Below are 16,559 nucleotides of genomic sequence, written 5' to 3'. Positions count from 1 at the left end.
GATGGCGGCAATAGTGCCGCGGGCAGGGCCGGGGGGCGTACCGCAATCGCAAGAGTTCCTCCGCGCTGACCACGCGTCCCCGCACTTCTACGGAGGAACAGCCCAACATGAGCTTCGGCGACCCGAACAACCCCTACGGCCAGCAGCAGCAGCCGGCGGCCCCGCAGGGCGGCCAGCCCGGCTACGGGTACCCGCAGCAGGCCCCCCAGGGAGTCCCGCCTCAGGGCGGCTACGGCTACCCGCAGGGTGGCGCCCCGGCATACCCGGGCGGTTACTCGGGCGCTCCGCTGACGATGCCGGGTGGTGTCTCCGGCGCGCGCGTCATGCTGTTCATCATCGGCGCGTTCCAGGTCATCGGCGCGGCCCTCTTCGTGCTGGGCGCCGGCGCCATCGACAAGGCGAAGAACGACCCCTCGGTGCAGGCGAGCAGCCAGTTCGACGCGCTGAAGGACTTCCCGACCGGCGTTCTCTACGGCTTCGCGGTCGCGATCCTCGTGTGGGGCATCGTCGCCATCGTGCTCGGCGCGAAGTTCGGCAACGGCGGCAACGCCGTCCGCATCACGGCGATCGTGTTCGCCTCGATCACCGCGCTGCTCGGCATCTACCCGTTCATCCTGATCGGTCTGGTGCACACCATCCTGTCGATCCTCGTCATCGTCTTCCTGGCGAAGGCCGACGGCGCCGCGTGGTTCAACCGCCCCAAGAACGTCTGACGCGTTCCCGGCACCCCCGCACACGGCGAAGGCCGCGACCCGCAACGCGGGTCGCGGCCTTCGCCGTTCTCAGCTGTCCCGGGTCAGTGGAAGAAGTGCCGCGTCCCGGTGAAGTACATCGTCACGCCCGCCTTCTTCGCGGCCTCGATGACCTGCTCGTCACGGACCGAACCGCCCGGCTGCACCACGGCCTTGATGCCCGCGGCGGTCAGGATCTCCAGCCCGTCGGGGAACGGGAAGAACGCGTCCGAAGCGGCGTACGAGCCCTGCGCGCGCTCGGCGCCCGCCCGCTCGACGGCGAGCTTCGCCGAGTCGACGCGGTTGACCTGACCCATGCCGACGCCGACCGAGGCGCTGTCCTTGGCCAGCAGGATCGCGTTGGACTTGACGGCGCGGCAGGCCTTCCACGCGAAGGCCAGCTCCGCCAGTTCGCTCTCCGAGAGGGCGTCACCGGTGGCGAGCGTCCAGTTCGCCGGGTCGTCGCCCTCGGCCTGGAAGAGGTCCGCGTGCTGGAGCAGCGCGCCGCCGCTGATCGGCTTGAGGTCGCCCGGCTGGTGCGGGTCGCCGTCCACCTTCAGGACGCGGATGTTCTTCTTCTTGGCGAGGACCTCCAGGGCGCCGTCCTCGTACGCCGGGGCGGCGATGACCTCGGTGAAGATCTCCGCGACCTGCTCGGCGAGCGCGACGGTCACCGGGCGGTTGACGGCGATGACGCCGCCGAAGGCCGAGAGCGGGTCGCAGGCGTGCGCCTTGCGGTGCGCCTCGGCGACGTCCGCGCCGACCGCGATGCCGCACGGGTTGGCGTGCTTGATGATCGCGACGCAGGGCTCGTCGTGGTCGTGGGCGGCCCGGCGGGCGGCCTCCGTGTCGACGTAGTTGTTGAAGGACATCTCCTTGCCGTGCAGCTGCTCGGCGTTGGCGAGCCCGCCCGGCTGACCGTCCGTGTAGAGCGCGGCGGCCTGGTGCGGGTTCTCGCCGTAGCGCAGGCTCGCCTTGCGGTCCCAGGCCCCGGCCAGGAACTCGGGGAGTACGGCGCCCTCTTCCGGCGCGTACGCGTTCGTGAACCAGGAGGCCACGGCGACGTCGTAGGCGGCGGTGTGCTGGAAGGCCTCGGCCGCCAGCCGCTTGCGCGCGGTCAGGTCGAAGCCGCCGCCCTGGGCCGCGGCGAGGACGTCGGCGTAGCGCTCGGGGCTGGTCACCACGGCCACCGACGGGTGGTTCTTGGCGGCGGCGCGGACCATCGAGGGGCCGCCGATGTCGATCTGCTCGACGCACTCGTCGGGGCTCGCGCCCGAGGCGACGGTCTCGCGGAAGGGGTAGAGGTTGACGATCACCAGGTCGAAGGGCTCGACCTCCAGCTCGGCGAGCTGGCGGCGGTGGTCCTCGAGGCGCAGGTCGGCGAGGATGCCGGCGTGCACGCGGGGGTGCAGCGTCTTGACCCGGCCGTCCAGGCACTCGGGGAAGCCGGTCAGCTCCTCGACCTTGGTGACGGGCACACCGGCGGCGGCGATCTTGGAGGCGGTGGAGCCGGTGGAGACGAGCGTGACGCCCGCCTCGTGCAGGCCGCGGGCCAGCTCTTCCAGTCCCGTCTTGTCGTAGACGCTCACGAGCGCGCGCCGGATCGGCCGCTGGGTCGTCACGGGGTCGTTGCTCTGTGCGGTCTCTACGGCGGTCACTGGATTGTTACCTTTCGTCCCTCAATGCGGTAGCCGTGCCGGGCTAGACGCCCCACGACATCGACGAGCAGCGTGCGCTCGACTTCCTTGATGCGCTCATGGAGAGCGGCTTCGTCGTCCTCGTCCCGGATCCCGACCACACCCTGGGCGATGATCGGACCCGTGTCCACGCCGGAGTCCACGAAGTGGACCGTGCACCCGGTGACCTTCGCGCCGTACGCGAGGGCGTCCCGTACGCCGTGCGCGCCGGGGAAGGCGGGCAGCAGGGCGGGGTGGGTGTTGATGAACCGGCCGCCGAAGCGGTCGATGAACCGCGGGCCCACGATCTTCATGAACCCGGCGGAGACGACCAGGTCCGGCGCGTACGCGGCGGTGGCCTCGGTGAGCGCCGCGTCCCACTCCGCGCGGTCGGCGTACCCCTTGACGGGACACACGAACGTGGGGATGCCGGCCTTCTCGGCCCGCTCCAGACCCACGATGTTCTCGCGGTCGGCCCCCACGGCGACGACTTCGGCACCGAGATCGACGGCATCGAGCAGGGCCTGGAGATTGGTGCCGGAGCCGGAGACCAGCACGACCAGGCGGGAGGCGGCCATCGGAGGCCCTTTCTTGCGGAATGCGGGTTTCGTCTTTGTACGGTCGTACGAAACTCGGGTACCCCGCTATACGGGGGACCATACGAAGCCACCGACCGCCTGCAACGATACCGGCACACCGGACGGCCCCCGAGGGACGGGGGGACGACCGGCAGGTAGCGTCAGGCATACAACCCGTCCACACCCATGTACACACCACCCGGTCACACCGCCCACCACGCCCCACACCGCACTCCGCGCCCACACCACTTCACACACCACGCCACAGGGGAAGAAACGCACCCGATGCCGGACCGCCGTCAGCCCTCCTCTCCCACCCCGCCGTCCGCGCCCGAGAACGACAACCCCTACGCGGCTCCCCCGGAAGGGCGGCCCGACCAGCCGTGGCAGCCGCGGAGGGGCGCGGACGAGCAGGAACGCCGGAACCGGGACGGCGGTGACGGACCGGGCGGCCTCGGGGGCGGCCCGGCCCGCTGGGACCCCACCGACCCCATCCAGCGGCGCGCGCGGTACGCGCTGCTCGCCGGTATGTGGGGCTTCTTCCTGGGCGTCTTCGAATTCCCGTCGGCGGGCCTGCTCCTGGGCGCGCTGGCCCTGTACTGGGGCGTGAGCGCCCTGCGCGCCAAGCGCCCCGCGCAGCCGCAGCCGTCGGACGCCCCGGCGCCGTCCGCCCCGCCCCGCCCCACGGAAAGCGGCCTGGCCGCGCTGGGCCCGGCGGCCCGCCCCCAGCGCGCGGCGGCGGTGAGCGGCCTGGTGACGGCGTCGCTGGCACTGCTCCTGGCCCTCGGCACGTACGCCTCGCACATCGCGTACAAGGACTTCTACATCTGCCGCGACGACGCCCTCACGCGCACCGCAGCCCTCCAGTGCAACACGAAGCTCCCGGACAACTTCCTGGGCGACCTGCTGAAGGTCCAGGAGTAACGAGGGGGGAGCGGGACGCGGCACGCCCCCCGGCCCGCTACTGCTCGCCCGGGGGGACGCGCCTGGTCAGGACCCGCGCACCCACCACCCCGGGCGACAAAGGGCTCGGGGTCGAGGAGCGGGCCCCGGCCGCCCCCGGGGCACCGGGGGCACCCTCCGCAGGACCGGAGGCCGGGCCGGGGGCGAGCGTCTCGAGGGCCGCCCGCAGGGCCTCGGCAGTGGCATCCGCGTGCGGCCCGCCACCCTGACCACCCGGAGCGGGCGCACCCTGCGGGGCCGGGCCCGGACGGAGGACGCCCCGAGGGTCCCCCGGCGGCACCACGGCCGGAGGCGAGCCCGGAACCGGGGCCGAGCCCCGCGTGGGGGCCGCGGCCGAGGCGGGGGTGGCGTCCGTGTCCGAGGGAGCGGGCGGAGCTGCCGCCGCGGGCCCCGGGGCCGCCACCGGCACCGCCCCGGACGCCGACCCCGGACCCGGCACCACCGCCGCACCCGCACCCGCACCCGAGCCTCCCTCCGCCACCGCACCCCCGCCCGGCCACGGGGAGGGGGAGGGGGAGGCGGACGGGGACGGGAAGTCCGGGACCAGGGTGCCCGCGGCCTTGCGCAGGGCCGCCCAGCGCGCCTCGCGGACACCGCTGTCGTGCCAGCTGCCCGCCTCACCCCGCGCCGGCCGCTCACGCCACCCGTGCACCACCAGAGCCACCGGCACCGCCAGCCCCAGCGTCCACGCCGTCGCCGCGGCCCCCGTCGCCCACCACACCGGCCCGAAGTCGGCCAGTTCGCGCGAGCCCAGCGGCCCCCCGGCCATCGCCGCCAGCCCGCCCAGCAGCACTCCGCACACCACCCCGCCCAGCGCCGCCGTCAGCGCGGTCTCGACGTACGAGACCTCCCGCGCCCGCCGCACCACGAACCACCCCACCACCAGCCCGGCCACCACCGGCACCCCGGCGACCGCCCAGGTCAGCGGCGAGCCGGGCCCCTCCGGCGGGAGCCCCGCCAGCAGCGGGAACCGCGGCATCGCGGGCGATCCGGCGAAGCCGAGCGGGGTCGCCGTCGCCCCGGTGCCCACGGCGAAGCCGGGCCCGAGCGCGTACGCCGCGCCCCACACCGCCGCGTTCGGCACCAGCGCCAGCGCCACCAGCAGCACCGCGAACCGGCCGGACCACACCCCCGTCAGCGACAGGAACGACGCCTGGACCTGGCCGCCGTGCCAGACGAGGGAGGCCGCGAGCAGCAGCGCGCCCCCGCCGACGAGAACGAGCGCCCCCGCGCTCCCCGCCCGCAGCGCCAGCGCGTACCGGGGGCGCGTGAAGGCCCTCCGCGCGCCTGCCGGCACCCAGGACGGCCAGCACACGGCCGGGTGCCCGCGGGCGGCCCAGACCCCGGCGGCGGCCGAGGCGACCGCGACCAGCGGTACGTGCCAGGCCGCGCTCAGCGGATCGGCCGGCACCGGCCCCCGGGCGGCGTACACGGTGGCGCCCGCCCCCACGGCCAGATAGCCGCAGAGCACCGCCGCGAAGACGGTCCCGGCGGACAGCACCTCACCCGCGGCACCGCCACCGCCACCGGCACCACCACCGGCCCCGGCGCCGTCGTCGGTCGCGAGCCGGGCGGCCCGCCGCATGAGGAGAATGGGCAGGCCGAGCAGCAGCAGCGGAGTGATCCCCACCGGCGCCGGCACCCCGGACAGCGTGTCGTACCTGATCAGCTCGGTGCCGTGCGCGAGCAGCCACAGCCCGGCCGCCACGTGCAGGGCCCCGCCGGGGCCGCTGTCGGGGTAGGGCGAGCTGATCCACAGCACCATGACGAGGACGGCGACGCAGCCGAGCCCCAGTCCGGCGGCCACGGCTCCGCCCAGCACGCACGCGGCGGCCGCCGGAGTACCCCGCCGTCCGCCGGACCGCGGCGCCGTCGGCAATGAGGTCCCGCGTTCGGTCACTTGGGTCACCCCGCCATGGTGCCAACGACACGCGCTATGGGCGGGTAACAGGCGATTGCCCGTGGTGTCGCTCAATATACGTTTATGTACTTTTTCGCCCAGGACTGCCGGGTCGCGGGGAGTGTGGCATGACACGAAGCGTCGAGACGACCTCGAAGCTGCGCCTTCCCTCCCCGAAGGAGCGCCGCCGGCTGCGCGAGGCGGCCGACCTGACGCCCGATCAAGTCGCCGCCGCCGTGGGCGTGACCGCCTCCACGGTGCGCTCCTGGGAAACCGGCCGCACGACCCCCCGCGGCCGCAAGCGCGAGGCGTACATCAAGCTGCTGACCGGCGCGGACAGTTCCCCGGACAAGGCCGCTGAGAGCAGCCCGGACAGCGCCCCCGACCCCGACCCGCAGCCCCCGGCTCCCCCGCACGACACCGCACCGAGCGAGACCGCTGCGCACGACACCGCACCGCACGAAACCGCCGCGACCGGAGCCGCGGGCGACCCCGAGCACGCCCCGGCCCCGCCGCACGCCACCGGGGCCGTGCGGACCTTCACCAAGTCCGGCGCCCCCGCCCGGCCCGCCGCGGCCCAGACCCGGCCCAAGCCCGCGGCCAAGCGGGCCGCGAAGCCCCCGGCCACGGCGGCCCGCCACGAGGCCCGGACCGCCGCCGCCCTCGCCGCCCTCCGCACCGCCCACGCGCACCCGGCCACCGCCCCCACCCCGGCCGCCCCCGCCCCCGCACCGGCACCGGCACCGGCACCGGCACCTCAACCCCTGGCCGCCCTCGCACCCACCCCGCCCACAGCCGAAGACCCCGCCCCCTCCGCCCACGAGCACCCCGAGCCCGAGCCCCCGCCCCGCCCCCTCGGCCCCGCCGAAGCCTTCGACGCGCTCTACGCGTACGCCGCGCCCGCGCTCGTACGCCAGACGTACCTGCTCACCGGCCGCCGCACCCTCGCCCGCGTGTCCGTCGAGCGCGCCTTCCACCGGGCGTGGCAGCACTGGCCCGAGGTCGCCACCGACCCCGATCCGGTCGGGTGGGTCCGCGCGGCGGCGTACGAGTACGCGCTCTCCCCCTGGCACCGGCTCGGCCGGGCGCACAAGCACCCCGACAAGCCCCCGGCCGCGCCCGCCGACCGCATCCTCATGGACGCGATGCTCGCTCTGCCCCCGGCCCACCGGCGCACCGTGCTGCTCTACGACGGCATCGGCCTCGACCTCCCGGACACCGCCGCCGAGACCGAGGCCAGCACGCCGACCGCCGGAAACCGGCTGGTCAACGCGCATGCCGCGCTGGCCCACCGGCTGCCCGAGCTGGTCGACGTACCGCCCGAGAAGCAGTCGGCGCTGCTCCGCGAGCGGCTCGGCTCGCTCGCGCCCGCCGTATCGCTCGAACCGCGCCCGGCGGCGGCCGTCCGGAAGACCTCCGAGCACCGCACCCGGTTCTGGACCCGCGCGGTCGTCGGGCTGACGGCCGCCATCACGGCGGCGACCTCCTACACGGCCGTCACGGCGCCCACCCGGTACGAGCCCACGCCCGCCCCCGGCGCCATGGTCAGCGGGGTGCCCGCGCCGCACAACGGTCCGCCGCGGCTCAGCGACGCGAGCAGGCAGCTCCACGAGAAGCTCCGCTCGGAACCGGCCGCCGGGCCCCACCGGCTGCACCCGAAGGGCGAGTAGGGCCCGGAACGCGCGAACGGGCGTGGCCCGCACCCACCAGGGGTGCGGGCCACGCCCGTACTCGTACATCGGACGCGGACGTCAGACGCGTACGTCAGACGCGCGTCGCCAGCGCGGCGGCTGAAATCAGGCGCTCGCGGCGTTCAGGATCTCGCGCGCCAGCTTCGCGGTCTCGGTCGGCGTCTTGCCGACCTTGACACCGGCGGCCTCGAGGGCCTCCTTCTTGGCCTGCGCGGTACCGGAGGAGCCGGAGACGATGGCGCCGGCGTGGCCCATGGTCTTGCCCTCGGGGGCGGTGAAGCCCGCGACGTAACCGACGACCGGCTTGGTGACGTGCTTGGCGATGTAGTCCGCCGCACGCTCCTCGGCGTCGCCGCCGATCTCGCCGATCATGACGATCAGGTCGGTGTCGGGGTCCGCCTCGAACGCCTCGAGGGCGTCGATGTGCGTGGTGCCGATGACCGGGTCGCCACCGATGCCGACGGCGGAGGAGAAGCCGAGGTCACGCAGCTCGTACATCATCTGGTAGGTCAGCGTGCCGGACTTGGACACGAGACCGATCCGGCCGGGCTTGGTGATGTCGCCCGGGATGATGCCGGCGTTGGACTGGCCCGGCGTGATCAGACCGGGGCAGTTCGGGCCGATGATCCGCGTCTTGTTGCCCTTGGCGGACGCGTACGACCAGAAGGCGGCGGAGTCGTGCACCGCGATGCCCTCGGTGATGACGACGGCCAGCGGGATCTCGGCGTCGATGGCCTCGACGACCGCGGACTTCGCGAAGGCCGGCGGGACGAAGAGGACGGAGACGTTGGCGCCCGTCTTCTCCATCGCCTCGGCGACGGAGCCGAAGACCGGGACCTCGGTGCCGTCGAAGTCGACGCTGGTGCCGGCCTTGCGCGGGTTCACGCCGCCGACGATGTTGGTGCCGTCAGCCAGCATCAGCTTGGTGTGCTTCATGCCCGTGGCACCGGTCATGCCCTGGACGATGACCTTGCTGTCCTTGTTGAGGAAGATAGCCATGTGAGTCTGTGACCTCTGCCCTTACTTCGCAGCCGCGAGCTCGGCGGCCTTGTCGGCCGCGCCGTCCATGGTGTCCACGCGCTGGACCAGCGGGTGGTTGGCGTCCGAGAGGATCTTGCGACCCAGCTCGGCGTTGTTGCCGTCGAGGCGGACGACGAGCGGCTTGGTGACCGCCTCGCCCTTGCTCTCCAGCAGGGCCAGGGCCTGGACGATGCCGTTGGCGACCTCGTCGCAGGCGGTGATGCCACCGAAGACGTTGACGAAGACGGACTTGACGTCCGGGTCACCGAGGATGATCTCGAGACCGTTCGCCATCACCTCGGCGGACGCGCCGCCGCCGATGTCGAGGAAGTTGGCCGGCTTGACGTTGCCGTGGTTCTCACCGGCGTACGCGACCACGTCGAGGGTGCTCATGACGAGACCCGCGCCGTTGCCGATGATGCCGACCTCGCCGTCGAGCTTGACGTAGTTGAGGTTCTTGGCCTTGGCGGCCGCCTCGAGCGGGTTCGCGGCGGCGTGGTCCACGAACTCCTCGTGGCCCGGCTGGCGGAACTCGGCGTTCTCGTCGAGCGAGACCTTGCCGTCGAGCGCGATGACGCGGCCGTCGGCCACCTTCGCGAGCGGGTTGACCTCGACGAGGAGCGCGTCCTCGGCGATGAAGGTCGCCCACAGGGTCACCAGGATCTCGGCGACCTGCTCGGCGACGGCCTCCGGGAACTTCGCCTGGGCGACGATCTCGCGGGCCTTCTCGATGGTCACGCCTTCGTTGGCGTTGACCGGGACCTTCGCGAGGGCCTCGGGGGTCTTCTCCGCGACCTCCTCGATGTCCATGCCGCCCTGCACCGAGGCCATGGCCAGGAAGGTGCGGTTGGTCCGGTCGAGGAGGTACGAAACGTAGTACTCCTCGGCGATCTCGGGAGCGGTCTCGGCGATCATCACCTTGTGGACCGTGTGGCCCTTGATGTCCATGCCGAGGATGTCCGTCGCGCGAGCGACGGCCTCGTCCGGGGTCGCCGCGAGCTTGACGCCACCCGCCTTGCCGCGGCCGCCGACCTTGACCTGCGCCTTGACGACAGACTTGCCGCCCATGCGCTCGGTCGCCTCGCGGGCTGCCTCAGGCGTGTCGATCACTTCACCGGCCAGCACCGGTACACCGTGCTTGGCGAAGAGGTCCCTCGCCTGGTACTCGAACAGGTCCACGCGCGTCCGTCCCTTGTCTTCAAAGATTCGCAGTGATTCGCGGTTTTCTGCTATCTGCGTGGGCGTGCCGCGGAGGGCAACGTGACGGCGCTGTCACAAGGGAGGCGCACACGGTGACCGTGAACGCGGCATGTCCGTCTCGCAGGTTATCCCCGTGGGCCGTAGGTCCCTAAATCGCAGATCACACCTGAGCGGTGATACCTGTCACAGATCGCCTCACGGTTGATCTGCAGATTCGTGTGATCCGCCCCTGTCCAGCGACGGCCATGGCTCGTTACGGCACCGGAAGCGGCTTCCTCTCGATCGCGGCCGCCATCACCTCCGGGAACAGGTCGGGAGTGCAGGCGAAGGCCGGAGCGCCCAGGGCCGCGAGGGCCGCCGCGTGTTCGCGGTCGTAAGCGGGGGCGCCCTCGTCGGAGAGCGCGAGCAGGGTGACGAACTGGACGCCGGCCGCCTTCATCGCCGCGACCCGGCGCAGCATCTCGTTGCGTATGCCGCCCTCGTAGAGGTCGCTGATCAGGACGACGACGGTGTCCGCCGGCCGTGTGATCTTCGACTGGCAGTAGGCCAGGGCCCGGTTGATGTCCGTGCCGCCGCCGAGCTGGGTGCCGAAGAGGACGTCCACGGGGTCCTCCAGCTCGTCGGTCAGGTCCACGACGGCGGTGTCGAAGACGACCAGGCGGGTGGCGATCGCGCGCATGGAGGCGAGGACGGCGCCGAAGACCGAGGCGTAGACGACGGAGGCGGCCATCGAACCGGACTGGTCGATGCAGAGGATCACCTCCTTCTTCACCGATTGCGCCGCTCGGCCGTAGCCGATCAGCCGTTCGGGGACGACCGTGCGGTATTCGGGCAGGTAGTTCTTGAGGTTCGCGCGGATCGTGCGGTCCCAGTCGATGTCCCGGTGCCGGGGGCGGCTGATCCGGGCGGACCGGTCGAGCGCGCCGGTGAGGACGGCCCGGGTGCGGCCGGAGAGCTTCTTCTCGAGCTGCTCGACCACCTTGCGGACCACGACCCGGGCGGTCTCCCGGGTGGTGTCGGGCATCGCCTTGTTGAGGGAGAGCAGGGTGCCGACGAGGTGGACGTCCGGCTCGACGGCCTCCAGCATCTCCGGTTCCAGCAGCAGGGCGGAGAGCCCGAGCCGCTCGATGGCGTCGCGCTGCATGACCTGGACGACGGAGGCGGGGAAGTACGTACGGATGTCACCGAGCCAGCGGGCCACCGCCGGGGCGGACGCCCCGAGTCCGGCGGACCGCTCGCCCGCGCGGCGGGGCGGCTTGCCGGTCCCGCTCCCGGCGCCGCCGTAGAGCGCCCCGAGGGCCGCGTCCATCGCCGCGTCGCGTCCGGTCAGCGCGTGTCCGGTCCCGTCGGCCTCGCCCCCGCCGAGCACGAGGCGCCACCGGCGCAGCCGCTCCCCCGCCGCGTCCGCGGTCCCGGCCGTCTCCGCTGTTACTGCCGTCTCCGCCGTCTCCGCTGTGTACGTCGTGTACGTCGTGTTCACCGGGCCACCCCCACCATGTCGTCCACCAGCTCGTCCACCAGGTCGTCGTCCTCGCCGCGGGCCCCCGCCAGCAGCATCCGGACCAGGGCCACCACCGCGTCCGCCCGCTCCGGGTCCAGCTCCGGGCCGAAGCCCTCGGGCGCCGCCCCGGCCGTGGCCGCGGCCGCGCCCGCGGTGCCCGGGCCTCGCCGCACCAGCTCGCCCAGGGTCCGCTTCACGCCCGGCTCGTACGCGCCGAACGTCCGCCGCAGCAGGGGCAGTACGTCGACGAACGCGCGCTCCGGCACCCCCGTCAGCCAGGTGTCGATCAGGCCGAGCAGCCGCTCGTCGTGGACCAGCAGGGTGCCGCCGCCGGAGGCCCCGCCCGCGAAGCCCTCGATCCACCCGGCCGCGTCGGCCGGACCGGCCGCCGGGGACAGCGCGAGCCCCATCAGCCGGGCGGTCTCCTCGGCCGGGAGGGCGCCGTCGTCGAGCAGCAGCCGGACCGCCCGGCCGCGGATCAGCCCGGGCACCGTGTCCCGTCCGGCCAGCGCCCGCAGGACCGCCGACCAGCGCCCGCGCAGCCCGGCGTCATCGCCATCACCGGCGTCTTCGGCGTCATCGCCGCGGCCGAGCAGCCCGATCGCGCCGTGGACCGCGTCGACATGGCCCCGCAGTTCGGCCGCGGCGTCGGCGTCGAGCCCGGTGGCGCAGGCGGGCGGCAGCGCCACGCAGATCCGCTCGGCGAGCCCGGCCGCGACCGTGCCCAGCGCGGCGGTGTCCGTGCCGCGCACGTCGCCGTAGCGCAGCGAGCGGGCGAGGGCGGGCAGCGCCCGGGCGAGGCCGGCCACGTCGGTGTCCAGCGCGGCCCGGTCGGCCAGGGCCCGCAGGACGGCGGGCAGCGCCTGCGAGAGCCCGGCCAGGAGGCACTGTTCGGCCAGGGCGGTGACCTGGCCGAGCTCCTCGGCGGCGGCCGCGTCGGCCTCGGCCTTCGCGGTGGCCGCGGCGAGCACGGTGGTGCCCCAGATCCCGGCCTCGGCGACCCGCACCGACAGCTCCGGTTCCCAGCGCAGGCGCCAGCTCTCGCGGAAGGTGCCGGTGCCGCCCCGGGAGGCGGTCGGCGCGCCCCACCCGATGTTCAGCAGCCGCAGCCGGTGCAGCAGCAGGGACTTGGCGCTGTCCGTTTCCTTGCGCAGGTCGAGCTCCAGGTCCCGCTCCTGGACCTCCGCCTTGAGGCGCAGGGAGCGCTGGAGCCGGGTCAGGTCCCGCTGCAGGGGCACGACGGGCGCCGCGTCCGGTATCTCGCCGAGTACGTCGCCCACGACCAGGCGGTCCTCGATGAGCGCGAGGGGTATGCCGGAGCCCTCGCACATCACCGCCCGGGCCGCCTCGAGGGTCTCGCCGAGGCCGGGCAGCGGGCGGCCGCGCATCGCGGCCAGGGTCTCCGCGAGCCGGACCGCCTCGATGACATGCGCCGAGGAGACCTGCCGGTCCTCCTCGCGGAGCAGCCCCGCGATCTTCGTCAGCCAGCGCTCCACAGGCCGGTCGCGGGCCGCGAAGAGGTGCGCGTACCAGCCGGGCGAGGTGATGCCCGCGCCGTATCCGCCGGCCCGGGCCAGCCTGCGGTGGGTCCAGGGCACCCAGGTGGTCTCCACCTTGACCTTGGGCAGCCCGGTGAGCAGGGCCTTGTCGGCGCTCGCCGTGTTCCTGGCGCGCAGCGCGGGCACGTGCCAGGCCCCGCACACCACCGCGTAGTCGTCGCCGAACTCGCGGCGGGCGGCCCGCATCCGCTGGCGCATGTACGCCTCGCGGACCGGATCCCGGGGGCCGCCGCCGTCGCCGTACACCTCGCGCAGCGCGGTCATCGCCTCGGCGAGCGCTTCGAACGCGGCGAGCGGGGCGGCCCGGCCGTCGCTCCCCCGGTGTTCGACGACGTCCTCCCACCACTGCTCCGGGTCCTCGTACCCGGCCGTCTCCGCGAGCACGGCGAGGGGGTCGAGCCGGGCCCCGGCGGCGGGGCCGCCGTCCCCCGCCCCGGCGTCCGGGTCCGTCTCGGGCGCGGCGGCCAGCGTGTGGGCGGCGGGGAGGTCGATGAAGCGGACCGGCACGTCCCGGCTCTGGGCCCAGCGGATGGCGACCCACTCCGGGGAGAACCCCGCGAGCGGCCAGAACGCGGCCCGGCCCGGGTCGTCGGCGGCGTGGGCCAGCAGCGCCACGGGCGGCCGCATCCCGGGGTCGGCGGCCAGCGGCAGCAGCGCGTCCCCCTCCGGTGGTCCCTCGATCAGCACGGCCCGCGGCCGGGCGGCGTCGAGCGCGGCCCGCACCGCCCGGGCCGAACCGGGCCCGTGGTGCCGCACGCCCAGCAGCAGCGGGCCGGCGGCGCGCGGGCTCATACCGTCACCTCGCGGCAGGCGCGGTAGAAGTCCTTCCAGCCGTCGCGCTCGCGGACCACGGCCTCCAGGTACTCCCGCCAGACCACCGTGTCGGCGGCCGGGTCGCGGACGACCGCGCCGAGGATGCCCGCGGCCACGTCCGAGGGGCGCAGGACGCCGTCGCCGAAGTGGGCGGCGAGGGCCAGGCCGTTGGTGACCACCGAGATCGCCTCGGCGGTCGACAGCGTCCCGCTCGGAGACTTCACCTTGGTCCGGCCGTCGTCGGTGATGCCGCCGCGCAGCTCGCGGAAGACCGTGACGACGCGGCGGATCTCGTCCAGGCCCTCGGGCGCGGCTGGCAGGTCCAGCGCGCGGCCCATCTGGTCGACGCGGCGGGCCACGATGTCGACTTCGGCGTCTGCGGTGGCGGGCAGCGGCAGTACGACGGTGTTGAAGCGGCGGCGCAGCGCGCTGGAGAGTTCGTTGACCCCGCGGTCGCGGTCATTGGCGGTGGCGATGAGGTTGAAGCCGCGGACGGCCTGCGCCTCCTGGCCCAGCTCGGGTATGGGCAGGGTCTTCTCGGACAGCACGGTGATCAGGGTGTCCTGGACGTCGGCGGGGATCCGGGTCAGCTCCTCGACCCGGGCGGTCATGCCCTCGGTCATGGCCCGCATGACGGGGCTGGGAACGAGGGCTTCGCGGCTGGGGCCGTGGGCGAGCAGCCGGGCGTAGTTCCACCCGTAGCGCATGGCCTCTTCCGGGGTGCCCGCGGTGCCCTGGACGAGCAGGGTGGAGTCGCCGCTGACCGCGGCGGCGAGGTGTTCGGACACCCAGGTCTTCGCGGTGCCGGGGACGCCGAGCAGGAGCAGGGCGCGGTCGGTGGCCAGGGTGGTGACGGCGACTTCGACGATGCGGCGCGGGCCGACATACTTGGGCGTGATGACGGTGCCGTCGGGGAGCGCGCCCCCGAGCAGGTAGGTGGCGACGGCCCACGGCGAGAGCTTCCAGCGGGCCGGGCGGGGCCGGTCGTCGGCGGCCGCCAGGGCTTTCAGTTCGTGCGCGAAGGCGTCTTCGGCGTGCGGGCGCAGCACCTCGGCACCGGCGCCGTTCTCGGGCATGGTCATGGTCCCCCTCCAATGCTCGACAGCCGCTTCCGGCTGCTGTGAACCACCGTGCACCACACCACTGACAACGCCCCCTGCTCATGGCGTTGTTGCAGGTCAGAGCGATTGTCAGTGGCGGTCCCTACGGTGGGACACATGACTGAGCAGGGGGTCCGCTGGACAGCGGAACAGGTACTGGCTCTGGCTCCTGACGTGGCGTCACGCAAGGCGGGGGCCAAGCTGGGTGGGGCGGGTCCGTGGTCGCAGACCGGAGGTTCCGCTTCCGGTGCCGTATGGGGGTGGTGCAAGGGCAGTGGCAGTACGCCGTACCGGACGGTCGTGGACCTGACGGGCCCGGCGTACACCTGCTCGTGTCCGAGCCGGAAGTTCCCGTGCAAGCACGCGCTGGGGCTGCTGCTGCTCTGGGCGGCGGAGGGATTCGGCGAGCCGGCCGAGGCGCCGGAGTGGGCCTCGGCCTGGCTGACCGAGCGGGCCGCGCGGGCGGGCCGGGCCCGGCAGGGCCCGGCCCCGGGGGCGGCCGACCCGGAAGCCGCCCGGCGCCGCGGGGAGCGCAGGGCGGCCCGGATCGGCGCGGGCGTGAGCGAGCTGGAGCAGCGGCTGGCCGATCTGCTGCGCGGCGGACTGGCCGGTCAGGAGCACGCCGGATATTCCCTGTGGGAGGAGACGGCGGCCCGTATGGTCGATGCACAGGCGCCCGGACTGGCCGCCCGCGTAAGGGAGTTGGGCACGATTCCCACCTCCGGTCCGGGCTGGCCCGGCCGGATGCTGGAGGAGTGCGCGCTGCTCCATCTGCTGGACCGGGCGTGGCTCGGGGTGGGGGAACTGCCCGGGCCGCTGGCAGCGACCGTACGGACCAGGATCGGCGTGACGGCCACCGCGGAGGGAGACGCGGTGCGCGACCGATGGCTGGTGCTGGCCCAGTACGACACCGTCTCGCCGGACGGCCGACTCACCACGCGCCGGATCTGGCTGCGCGGTGCGGTGAGCGGACGGGCCGCGCTGGTCCTGGACTTCGGTCCGCCCGGCCGGCCGCCCGCGCTGGCGCTCCCGGTGGGTCTGGCGCTGGACGCGGAAGCCCGGTTCCGGCCCGGGTCGGCGGGGCTGCGGGCTGATCTGGGGGAGCGGTTCGCCGCGCCCTCGCCGTGGCCGCGGGCGCCGGCCGGGATCTCGACGGGGGCCGCGCTCGACGCCTATGGAACGGCGCTGCGCGAGGACCCGTGGCTGGACTCCTGGCCGGTGGTGCTCGGCCCGGTGGTCCCCATACCCGGGGAGCGGGGCTGGCAGCTGGCGGACGCGGAGGGGACGTCCGCCCTGCCCGTGACCACGGCCCAGGGGAGATCGCGGTCGGGGCTGTGGCAGCTGGCGGCCCTGTCCGGGGGCGGCCCGGTGACGGTGTTCGGCGAATGCGGGCACCGCGGATTCACCCCACTGACCGCCTGGGCGGAGGGCTCGTCCGAGCCCGTCGCCCTGAACTGAACGACGACGCGGCGCGAGCCGCGCGGCAGTACCGGTGGCGCGGGGGCGCCACGGGGCACGAACGAGCAAGCCGGGGGGCTTCGATGAACGACAACCACGCCAGCTAGGCCGTCTCTTCCGGAGATCCGGTCCATAGAGAGGTACGGAGACTGCTCCGGTCCCGCGGAGGGGGCGGGACCGGAGCGCACGGCAGGCAAGCGACGACGAGGGAGGGGCACATGAACGGGGAGAAACACGGGGGCGGGGTCGCGCCCGCGGACTGGGACGAGCTGGTCGCCGCCGCGCTGCTCGGCACCGAGCGGCGGCGCGGCAGCGGTGCGACCGGCTCGCCGCGGGCCCTGCTGGACGCGGCGGCCGTCACGGCCGTCC

At 74.1% G+C, this 16,559-nt stretch carries 12 protein-coding genes; 4 read left to right on the top strand and 8 right to left on the bottom strand.

What is annotated here, in order from left to right; translation table 11 throughout:
• Positions 1-107 precede the first annotated feature (107 nt).
• Complete coding sequence (locus tag ABT084_RS22545) at positions 108-713, top strand: hypothetical protein (RefSeq protein WP_351046716.1); 606 nt, start codon at positions 108-110, stop codon at positions 711-713.
• Positions 714-796: 83 nt separating this feature from the next.
• On the opposite strand, the gene purH is transcribed toward ABT084_RS22545, so the two are convergent.
• Both purH and purN read right to left on the bottom strand, forming a co-directional pair.
• Positions 797-2,389: a bifunctional phosphoribosylaminoimidazolecarboxamide formyltransferase/IMP cyclohydrolase gene (gene purH / locus ABT084_RS22540; protein WP_351046714.1), complete on the bottom strand. Its 1,593-nt coding sequence runs from the start codon at positions 2,387-2,389 to the stop codon at positions 797-799.
• On the bottom strand, positions 2,386-2,985 hold the full coding sequence (gene purN / locus ABT084_RS22535; protein ID WP_351046711.1) for a phosphoribosylglycinamide formyltransferase: 600 nt from the start codon (positions 2,983-2,985) through the stop codon (positions 2,386-2,388). Before purN ends, purH begins: the two co-directional genes overlap by 4 nt.
• A 285-nt stretch (positions 2,986-3,270) precedes the next feature.
• Here purN and ABT084_RS22530 point away from each other — a divergent pair, with 285 nt between their 5' ends.
• On the top strand, positions 3,271-3,909 hold the full coding sequence (locus tag ABT084_RS22530) for a hypothetical protein (RefSeq protein ID WP_351046708.1): 639 nt from the start codon (positions 3,271-3,273) through the stop codon (positions 3,907-3,909).
• A 37-nt stretch (positions 3,910-3,946) separates the two neighbouring features.
• Here the strand turns inward: ABT084_RS22530 and ABT084_RS22525 are convergent, their stop codons facing one another.
• A complete protein-coding gene (locus ABT084_RS22525; protein WP_351046705.1) occupies positions 3,947-5,857 on the bottom strand; it encodes a cell division protein PerM in 1,911 nt (636 codons plus the stop codon).
• A 119-nt stretch (positions 5,858-5,976) separates the two neighbouring features.
• Here ABT084_RS22525 and ABT084_RS22520 point away from each other — a divergent pair, with 119 nt between their 5' ends.
• Positions 5,977-7,518 (top strand): helix-turn-helix domain-containing protein, encoded by a 1,542-nt coding sequence (locus tag ABT084_RS22520; RefSeq protein ID WP_351046703.1) that lies wholly within the window; start codon positions 5,977-5,979, stop codon positions 7,516-7,518.
• Between the two features lie 126 nt (positions 7,519-7,644).
• Here the strand turns inward: ABT084_RS22520 and sucD are convergent, their stop codons facing one another.
• The 5 genes from sucD to ABT084_RS22495 form a co-directional block, all read right to left on the bottom strand.
• Positions 7,645-8,538 (bottom strand): succinate--CoA ligase subunit alpha, encoded by an 894-nt coding sequence (gene sucD / locus ABT084_RS22515; RefSeq protein ID WP_351046700.1) that lies wholly within the window; start codon positions 8,536-8,538, stop codon positions 7,645-7,647.
• A 21-nt stretch (positions 8,539-8,559) separates the two neighbouring features.
• Positions 8,560-9,738, bottom strand: a complete 1,179-nt coding sequence (sucC, locus tag ABT084_RS22510; protein WP_351046697.1) for an ADP-forming succinate--CoA ligase subunit beta — start codon at positions 9,736-9,738, stop codon at positions 8,560-8,562.
• Positions 9,739-10,012: 274 nt separating this feature from the next.
• Positions 10,013-11,146 carry a VWA domain-containing protein gene (locus ABT084_RS22505; RefSeq protein ID WP_351046872.1) on the bottom strand — a complete coding sequence of 378 codons (1,134 nt, stop codon included), beginning with the start codon at positions 11,144-11,146 and terminating at the stop codon, positions 10,013-10,015.
• An 89-nt stretch (positions 11,147-11,235) separates the two neighbouring features.
• A complete protein-coding gene (locus tag ABT084_RS22500) occupies positions 11,236-13,611 on the bottom strand; it encodes a DUF5682 family protein (protein WP_351046694.1) in 2,376 nt (791 codons plus the stop codon).
• Positions 13,608-14,714 carry an ATP-binding protein gene (locus tag ABT084_RS22495; RefSeq protein ID WP_351046692.1) on the bottom strand — a complete coding sequence of 369 codons (1,107 nt, stop codon included), beginning with the start codon at positions 14,712-14,714 and terminating at the stop codon, positions 13,608-13,610. Before ABT084_RS22495 ends, ABT084_RS22500 begins: the two co-directional genes overlap by 4 nt.
• Positions 14,715-14,849: 135 nt before the next feature.
• Here ABT084_RS22495 and ABT084_RS22490 point away from each other — a divergent pair, with 135 nt between their 5' ends.
• Positions 14,850-16,190, top strand: a complete 1,341-nt coding sequence (locus ABT084_RS22490; RefSeq protein WP_351046689.1) for an SWIM zinc finger family protein — start codon at positions 14,850-14,852, stop codon at positions 16,188-16,190.
• Positions 16,191-16,559: the final 369 nt, after the last annotated feature.

This window comes from Streptomyces sp. NPDC002138 (genome assembly GCF_040296485.1).
Lineage (GTDB): Bacteria > Actinomycetota > Actinomycetes > Streptomycetales > Streptomycetaceae > Streptomyces.
Note: the sequence above shows the minus strand (reverse complement) of the source record. Positions and strands in the feature narration are given on the sequence as shown.